This is a genomic window from Goodfellowiella coeruleoviolacea (assembly GCF_024171785.1).
Taxonomy (GTDB): Bacteria; Actinomycetota; Actinomycetes; order Mycobacteriales; family Pseudonocardiaceae; genus Goodfellowiella; species Goodfellowiella coeruleoviolacea.
Map to the genome: position 1 here is coordinate 22,618 of NZ_JAMTCK010000035.1, position 8,694 is coordinate 31,311.

Annotated in this window: 7 protein-coding genes; 3 read left to right on the top strand and 4 right to left on the bottom strand. The window is 70.5% G+C overall.

What is annotated here, in order from left to right; all coding sequences use genetic code 11:
- Positions 1-383 precede the first annotated feature (383 nt).
- A complete protein-coding gene (locus tag LX83_RS37265; protein ID WP_253780855.1) occupies positions 384-1,580 on the bottom strand; it encodes a cytochrome P450 in 1,197 nt (398 codons plus the stop codon).
- A 225-nt stretch (positions 1,581-1,805) separates the two neighbouring features.
- Between LX83_RS37265 and LX83_RS37270 the strand changes: the two genes are divergently transcribed.
- Together LX83_RS37270 and LX83_RS37275 are read left to right on the top strand one after the other, a co-directional pair.
- Positions 1,806-2,624 carry a glycerophosphodiester phosphodiesterase family protein gene (locus tag LX83_RS37270; protein WP_253780845.1) on the top strand — a complete coding sequence of 273 codons (819 nt, stop codon included), beginning with the start codon at positions 1,806-1,808 and terminating at the stop codon, positions 2,622-2,624.
- A gap of 134 nt (positions 2,625-2,758) precedes the next feature.
- A complete protein-coding gene (locus LX83_RS37275) occupies positions 2,759-3,730 on the top strand; it encodes a DUF5926 family protein (RefSeq protein ID WP_253780846.1) in 972 nt (323 codons plus the stop codon).
- Positions 3,731-3,904: 174 nt separating this feature from the next.
- Here LX83_RS37275 and LX83_RS37280 read toward each other — a convergent pair whose 3' ends face one another.
- The 3 genes from LX83_RS37280 to LX83_RS37290 all read right to left on the bottom strand — a co-directional run bounded on the left by LX83_RS37280 (position 3,905) and on the right by LX83_RS37290 (position 7,001).
- Complete coding sequence (locus LX83_RS37280; RefSeq protein WP_301329570.1) at positions 3,905-4,465, bottom strand: ferritin; 561 nt, start codon at positions 4,463-4,465, stop codon at positions 3,905-3,907.
- Positions 4,466-4,744: 279 nt separating this feature from the next.
- Positions 4,745-5,935, bottom strand: coding sequence for an arginine deiminase (locus LX83_RS37285; protein WP_253780859.1), 1,191 nt, complete (start codon positions 5,933-5,935; stop codon positions 4,745-4,747).
- Between the two features lie 241 nt (positions 5,936-6,176).
- Positions 6,177-7,001, bottom strand: a complete 825-nt coding sequence (locus LX83_RS37290) for a CPBP family intramembrane glutamic endopeptidase (protein WP_407649773.1) — start codon at positions 6,999-7,001, stop codon at positions 6,177-6,179.
- Positions 7,002-7,239: 238 nt separating this feature from the next.
- On the opposite strand from LX83_RS37290, the gene LX83_RS37295 reads away from it, so the two are divergent.
- Entirely contained in the window at positions 7,240-7,989 is a 750-nt protein-coding gene (locus LX83_RS37295) for a VC0807 family protein (RefSeq protein WP_253780848.1), read from the top strand.
- The last annotated feature ends 705 nt before the right edge of the window (positions 7,990-8,694 follow it).

Consider the following 8,694-nt stretch of genomic DNA (forward strand, 5'->3'; position numbering starts at 1 on the left):
ACCGGCACCCCGCGAGTGCACGGTCGAGCCTGGCGCCCCCGGCGGCGAGCAATCCCCAGCGGTCAGCAAGCACGAGAGAACCGGACACCACGACCGCACCCCAGACGCGACAACCCGGCAACGCCGCCCACACCACAGCCAGGGCCCCGGCACACTCAAACCCGACCACACAGCGCGCAAAAATCCGCACATTTCCCCAGCTCAGCCCCCACCCTTCCCGGGGGGCGACCCCAAACCCAGCCTACCCACCCCCACCCCACCACACCCCCCACCGCTGTCCGCCTGTGGATAACTCCACCACCTGTGGACAACCCAGTACCACCACTGACCAGCACTGATCACCGCCCGTCACCCCGGGGCCGGCGCAATTACCTCTTTCGTGCTCACCTCGTGCGCGCGCGGGCCAGCGGCAGCTCACGCCAGCCCCGAATGACGAACTCGGGCCGGCGCCGCGGCTCGGCGGCCACCTCGGCGTCGGGCAGCCGGTCGAGCAGGGCGCCCAGCGCGGCCTCGACCTCGATCCTGGCCAGCGGCGCGCCAAGGCAGTAGTGGATGCCCGCGCCAAAACCCAGGTGCGGGTTGGGTGAGCGCCCCACGTCCAGGGTGTCGGGATCGGCGAACACCGCGGGGTCACGCGCTGCCGCGCCGAGCAGGGCCGCGATCTTCTCACCCGGCCGCACCACCTGCCCGGCGATCTCCACCTCGGCCGTGGCCGTGCGCTCGAACAGCTGCAGCGGCGCGTCGAACCGGATCAGCTCCTCGGTCGCACTGGCCAGCAGGCCGCGGTCGGCCACCAGCCGCTGCCACTGGTCGCGGTGCCGCAGCAGCGCCAGCACACCGTTGCCGATCACGTTCACCGTGGCCTCGTGCCCGGCCATCAGCAGCAGCACCGCCGTGGCCACCAGCTCGTCCTCGGTCAGCCGGGCCCCGTCGCTGTCGGTCACCGCGACCAGGTCGCTGAGCAGATCCCGCCCCGGCTCACGGCGCCGCACCGCCACCAGACCGCGCAGGTAGTCGACGAACTCGCGGGCGGCCTGCTCGGCCGCGCGCCGCCGGTCGTCGGCCAACCCGTACTCGTACATCTTCACGATCGCGTTGGACCACGGCTGGAGCAGCGGGCGGTCCCCGTCCGGCACCCCGAGCAGCTCCGCGATCACCGCCACCGGCAGCGGACCGGCCACGTGGTCGAGCAGGTCGGCGGAGCCCTGGTCGGCGATCCGCTCGACCAGCTCGTCGACCAGGCGGGCGGCGAGATCCCCGACCCACGGCCGCAGCCGCTCCACGTGTCCCCGGGCGAACGCCGCGGCCACCAGCCGCCGCAGCCGGGTGTGCGTTGGCGGCTCGTTCTCCAGCAGCGAGTTGCGGTGCAGCAGGTTGAACGAGGCGAACTCGGCGACCGGGCGGACGTCCGACCAGATCCGGCCGAGCCCTCGGTGCCGGAGCACGGCCGAGCACGCCGCGTGGGAGACCGCCACGAACAAGCCGAGTTCGTCGTGCCAGTGCACCTCGCCGCGGCGGCGCAGGTCGGCGAAGGTCGGATACGGGTCGGCGATGAACTCCGCATCCCTTGAGTCGAACAGGACACCAGCCACGACCACGCACGGTAATTCGCCACCCGATCGGCGGCCACACCCGGGGTGCCCAGGCCGCGGCCGCACCCCCGGTGCTCCGGCACGGCTAACCCGGCCGGCGGCGTGCTGCCCCCCGCGTGCGGGGTTTTCCGCGGTGGCGTGCCAGCCGACACCATCTCGTCGCCGCACGTTCACACCCGACCGGCAGCATTGCCGAACGTGTATCCCGCCGTCGTGGCTCACCGCGGCGCGTCCGCCCAACGCGCCGAGCACACCCTTGCCGCGTACCTGCTCGCCCTGCGGCAGGGCGCGGACGGGCTGGAATGTGACATCCGGTTGACCAGGGACGGACATCTGGTGTGCGTGCACGACCGCCGGGTGGACCGGACCTCGTCAGGCCGGGGAGTGGTCAGCACCCTCACCCTGGAGCAGCTGGCCGCGTTCGACTACGGCAGCTGGCACGGCGAACGCGCCCGTGCCGCCGGGATGGCCATGGCCGAGCCCGGCGACGGGCCGGTCGCGGCGGACGCCGAGCGGGGCCTGCTCACCCTGGAAACCCTGCTCGGCCTGGTGGTGGACGCCGGCCGGCCGATCACCCTGTTCGTGGAGACCAAGCACCCGGTGCGCTACGGCGGCCGGGTGGAGGCCAGGCTGGTCGAGGTGCTGGCCCGGTACGGCCTGGCCCACCCGAGGCACAAGGAGGAGTCGAGGGTGGTGATGATGTCGTTCTCCGGGCACGCGGTGCGGCGGATGCGCGCCCACGCCCCGACCCTGCCCACGGTGCTGCTGTTCGGCCGGATCCCCGCGGCCCGGCGCGACGGGTCGCTGCCGCCCTGGGCGGACTTCACCGGACCGGGCGTGCACCTGCTCCGCCAGGACCCCGACTACGTGGCGCGCAGCGCGGCCAGGGGCAACCACACCTACTGCTGGACGGTGGACGAGCCGGCCGACGTCCAGCTGTGCCAGGACCTGGGGGTTCGCTACCTGGCGACCAACCTGCCGGACAACACCCGCCGACTGCTGCAACCCGCCGGCGGTGCCCTGCCCCGTTAGAACGACCACCACCGCCCTGTTCGGCCGAGCCGGTTCGGGTCGGCTACGGTCGCGCCTGATCAGGTCCGGTGTGACTGGCGAAACACGAGTCGCGCCGGGCGTGCCAGAACAGTGGTGCTGCGAGGAGGAGTCCGGTGGCCAAGCGGACGGCCGTGAAGAAGGCCGGGAGAACCAGTGGCGGGAGTTCCGTGAACGGGATCAACCCACGCCAACCCTGCCCATGCGGCTCCGGCAAGCGGTACAAGGCGTGCCACGGCTCGGCCGGTGGCCCGGCGGACGTGCTGGTCGCCCGGCCGTTCGAGGGGCTGGCCGCCGAGTGCGAGCTGATCGCGCTGCGCGAGTTCGTGCCGTCGGCGACCGTGCGGCTGCCGCTGCGCGAGGGCGTTGGCGACCGCGAGCTGACCCTGGCCAGCGTGCTGCCGATGGCCGCGGCCGCGCTGGCCCGCACCGACGGCGTCACCTTCGTCGGCCTCCAGGTGCAGACCAGGTCCGGTGATGTCAGCCGCGACCTGGCGCGGGCCGTGCGGTGGGCGCTGCGCGCGGAGCAGGGCGAGGCCCTGCCGGTGGTGGGGCCGGACGACGGCGCGGAGCCGGGCCGGCTGCAGGATCTGATCGACCCGGACGCCACCCTGGAACCCGAGCTGCACACCGACTTCGCCTGGTGGGTTCCTGGCGACACCGAACCCACCGGCGAGGTGGCCCTGGCCCTGGAACGGGCCAACGCCGCGATCATGCCGACCGAGCGGGTGTCCGGCCCGGGAGTGCACGCCGCCTACTGGGTCGACGCCGGCGACAAGGCCCACCTGCGGTGGGTGCGCCCGGAGCCGGAGGAGCGGCTGCTGGCCGCGATGGCCCGGCTGGCCGTGCGCGGCGAACTCGACCTGGGGGAGGGGTCCCGGTACGCGGGGTCGTTCCGGGCGCACGGTCTGCTGGTCCCGGTGTGGGACCTGGACCGCGAGCAGCACGCCCGGGAGTGGAGTGAACCGGCCGGGGCGCTGGGGCAGCGGCTGACCAAGACGCTGGACGAACTGGACGACCAGCCGCTGTCCGAGGCGGAGCGCCGGGCCAGGGACGGCCTGCGCGGCCGGCAGGTCACGTTGCGCTGAGCCCAGCGCCGGCCAGGCAGCGCACGCCGCCGTTCGGAGCAGCGCGGGATCCGGTTGTGCACAGCTCTTCCCGAGTTGTCCACAGCCGGATCCACAGTTGCTCCGCGGTTATGCACAACCTGTCCACAGGGCCCTGTGGATAACTCCGGTGTCGCACGGTGGCCCACCGGGTTCTCAGAGGGCGCCACCGGCGGCCTGGGGAGCGAAGCCGTCCGCGTCGTCCTCGCCGATGGACTCCCTGGCCAGGTAGTCCTCCACGTGGAACAGGTTGCCCTTGGCCCGCTCGACCACGTTCAACAGCGACGTCATCGAGGAGACCTCCTCGACCTGCTCCTTGAGGAACCACTGGAGGAACTGCTCACCGAGGTAGTCACCCTCGTCCCTGGCCGTCTTGGCCAGGGTCACGATCTGCTCGGTGACCTGCTTCTCCTGGGTCAGTGCCAGCGCCACCGGCTCGCGCGCGTCGGCGAAGTCGTTGCGCACCTCGTCCACGCCGGGGATCGCCACGGACAGGTTGTTGTCCAGCAGGTACTGCACGATCATCATCGCGTGGTTGCGCTCCTCCAGCGCCTGCCGGTAGAAGTGGCTGGCCAACCGGGGCAGGTCCTGGCCGCTGAACCAGACGGCGATGGCGGTGTACTGCTGCGAGGCGGCGAACTCGTGGCGCACCTGCTCCTGGAGCAGTTCGTAGAACCGGGACTTCCGCCGCTCAAAAGGCTTCACATTCAGCGTCATGTCTCCACGATAACTCCGTTTCGACGCCGGAAGTATGCTCTGAACAGAAATTCCCGTGTATTCTTCGTCATTGTAGGAGAGGCTAATAAAAGCAAGGCGGCAGAAACAAAGGTTAGCCTCACAACACCTTTTTCAGGTTCGCCTAAGCTAAATTCCCGGCATTGCTGACCAGGGCGTTGATCGGGAACATCGTCCCAGGTGGGACAGGGCCCTTGGGGCGAAACGAACAGCTCTTCCGAAGGTGCTGGTTCCCACGCGCCAACGCGGAATCCTGATCTGCTAGCCGACCAGCGGCGCCCGGTCGACCGGACAGGACATGCAGCGCGGGCCGCCCCGGCCAGAACCCAGTTCTGATCCGCTGATCCGCAGCACCTCAATTCCGGCGTCGGCCAGTTTGGCATTGGTCACCACGTTGCGCTCGTAGGCGACCACCACACCCGGCGCCACCGCCAGCGTGTTGTTCCCGTCGTCCCACTGCTCGCGCTCGGCCGTCACCGGATCCAGACCGGTGTCGATCACCCGCAGCCGCTCGATGCCCATCGCCTCGGCCGCCGCGCTGAGGAACGGCTCCGGCCCGTCCACCAGCACCCCGCCCGAGCCGTCCGGTCGCAGCGGGTAGGCCGACAGGGTGTCCCGCACGGCCGGGTACATCACCACCGCGTCCCGGTCGACCATGGTGCACACGGTGTCCAGGTGCATGGTCGCCCGCTCCTGGACGATCGGCACGGCCAGCACGGTGTGCGCGAGCCCGTCGGCGAACGCCGACCGCGCGAACGACTCAGCGCCGGCCGGCGTGGTGCGCTCACCAACGCCGATGGCCAGCACACCGGGCGCCAGCAGCAGCACGTCCCCGCCCTCCACCGGCGCTGAGTGGGCGCCGTACGCGCGACCCGCGCTGTGGAACCTGGGGTGGTAGGCGTAGATGATGTCGGTGAGCGCGGTCTCCCGGCGCCGGGCCGGCATGGCCAGCGAGGTGATGGCCACCCGATCGCCGACCCACACCGACGAGTCCCGGGTGAACATCAGGTTGGGCAGCGGGTCCACGGCGAAGTCGTGCGGGTGGTGCATCCGCCGCACCAGGGACGCGCCCTCGGCGGCGGGCAGCTCCTCGAAGGTCATCCCGGCGGTGAGCGCCACCGCGAGTTCCTCGGCGCTGGCCGTGGCCAGGTGCGAGCGCAGGGCGTCGGCCAGGTCGATGCCCAGCCGGCGTTCGTCCACCGCGCTGTGCACGCCCGCGGTGCGGGCCCGGGAATCGGCCAGCGTCTCCACCAGCAGGTCGGACAGCAGCAGCACCTCCACGCCCCGCGCGCGCAGCACGGCGGCGAACGCGTCGTGCTCGGCCTGCGCCCGGTCCACCCACGGGATGCCGTCGAACAGCAGCTGGTCGTTGTTGCGGGGGGTGAGCCGCTTGAGTTCGGCGCCGGGCCGGTGCAGCAGCACCGTGCGCAACGGCCCGACCTCGCTGTCCACCCGGTGCGGGGCACCGGAACTGGCGACGGCGCCCGGTGCGCTGCCGTGCTCAACCGAGCTGGGGTTCACCGGGTCGGGGGCGGGGAATGCGGTGCTGTGCGCGGTCACAGCATTCGAGCGTAGTCGAATCCAGCCGTCAGCGCCCCTGATCACAATACGAACAACCGCGTTTCGCGCCCGCAACGCACACTTCGTTAACAAGAACGTGCCATGCGCCATCGAATCATTGTCATGCCACCGGTCACGGCAGCCAGGACACCACGCCGCGCAGCAGCGAGTACCCGACGAAGGCGACCACGTCGAGCAGGGTGTGCGCGAACACCAGCACCCACAACCGGTTGGTCCGCTGCCACACCCGGCCGAACACCAACCCCATCACCACGTTGCCGACGAACCCGCCGAACCCCTGGTACAGGTGGTACGAGCCGCGCAGCACGGCCGCGGCCAGCAGCGAGGTGTTCTCCTGCCAGCCGAACTGGCGCAGCCGGGTGATCAGGTAGCCGACCACCAGCACCTCCTCGGCCCACGCGTTGCCGAACGCGGACAGGCTGAGCACCACCGCCCGCCACCACGAGTCGTCCAGCGTCGAGGGCAGCACCGCGAGGTTGAAGCCGAGCTGCCAGACCACGAGGTAGAAGACCAGCCCGGGAATGCCGATCAGCGCGGCCAGCCCGGCCGACCCCAGCAGGTCCCGACCGATCCGGGTCCGGTCCAACCCCACCTCGACCAGCCTGGTACCGCTGCGCCACAGCAGGTACGCGCCCAGCGCGCCCCAGGCCAGCAGGTGCAACACGCTGGTCAGCTGGCCCAGCAGGTCCAGCAGGCTGACCTCGGCCTGCGGCACGTTGATCGCCACCGACTGCTGGTTCAACGGCTCCGGGCGCAGCAGGCTGTCCAGCAGCGACAGCAGGCTGCGCAGCCCGGACAGGCCCAGCGTGACGGTGAAGACCACCACCAGTTCGACGACGTAACCCCGCCGCTGGGTCGGGTCACCGGCCAGGTCGGGCACTGGAGCGGTCACCGCCGGGCGGGCCGGCGCCAGCCAGGAGCGCAGCAGGTTGGACACGCCGGCGACGCTACCCAACCGCCCGCCTGACCAGGGTGAAGTCGCCGACCTCGGCCTGACCGCCAGCGCACGCGCCGCCACCCGGTTGACGGCCCTTCCCGGTCGGGCGAGCCCCCTGACAGATGTCATGCCCAGCTGTGGACGTTCGACACCCCTGCCCGCCCCGCCCCGCCGCGAAGCTGAGACCAGCACCGAGAACGGCGCTGACCACCACGAACAGCACGCGGAAGGGCAGACCATGAGCCAGACCACCATCGACGCGGCGAGCACCCGGACCACCGGCGCCCAGGATCTGGCAGCCCAGGATCTGGCAGTCCAGGCCCCCGCCGCGACCGGGGCCGTGGGCGTTCGCCACCCGCTGCTGCAGAGCCTGAGCCCGCTGCTCGTGGACGCCGGGGTGCCGATCGCCTCCTACTACCTGCTCAGCTCGGCCTTCGGCCTCAGCGACCTGGCCGCCCTGGCCTGGAGCAGCGCGCTGCCGGCGGTCCGCACCGTCTGGGGCCTGGCCGGGCAACGCCGGTTCAACGCCATGGCCGTGCTGATGCTGACCACCAACGTGGTCGGGCTGCTGCTCAGCCTGGTCGTCGGCGACCCCAGGCTGATGATCGCCAAGGACAGCGGGGTCAGCAGCACGGTCGGCATCGCCTTCCTGTGCTCCGCCCTGGTCGGCCGGCCCCTGCTGAGCGCCGCGCTCAAGCCGTGGCTCACCCGAGGTGGTCCGGCCGAGCTGGCCGCCTGGGAACGGCTGTCCACGACCTGCCCCCGGTTCCAGCGCGCCGAACGCCGCTTCACCGCGGTGTGGGGCGCCGCGCTGCTGACCGAGTGCGTGCTGCGCGTCATCGGCGCCTACACCCTGCCGGTGCACACCATGGTGTGGCTGGGCACCGTGCTCCTGCTGCTCGCGGTCGTGTCCGCCATCGTGGTCAGCGGCCGGGTGTCCGTCCACGCGCTGGAGGAGCTGGTGGACGCCGAAGCCGCGCGCGGCTGAACCAGCCGGTCCGTGCCACGGCCGGGCCAGCCCGGCGGCTCACCCGGTCGAGACGCGTCGAACGGGGGGTGTGCGAAGCACTCCAGAAGTCTGCTATCGTTCTTCCCGTCGCACAGAGCGCCGGATGGAACAGGACGTACGAGCCTGGCGAGGACGGTGCCACGGACCACTCCAGCGGTGTTACACTGATGGGAGCGGGACGTACCGGGTCGAGCGAGTTGACATCGCGAAACGAGCCGAGTAACGTTGTGCGGCGCCCCAGAGAGAAGATCGAGAGTCGCTGATCGGCCTGTGTCGAGACGGCGACCCTGTGGTGACTCTCCTCGGGGACCAGAACGAAAATCCCGAAACCGGATATCTGGTGGGGTTTTCTGCTGGGCGAATCCGGTTCACTGGAGCCGATTTGACAGCGGAAAAACGAGTCGGATAGGCTGACGGAAAGCGAAAACTGAATACGGATCAGGGTTGGTCCTGATGAATCGGGAAAGTGGAAAACAGACCGATTTGACAGCGAGAATCCGAGCCTGATACGGTTCAGACACAACAGAGCGGAACACAGCGAAAAAGGCAGAGTGAATCTGCTGGGCTGAGGGAAGCTCGAATAAGCGTGACAGGCGCCCCGGAGGCCACCATGACTGGTGGTGGGTGATGGTGAGTGCGTGTTCTTTGAGAACTCAACAGCGTGCCGATATAAGCCAGTAGCTT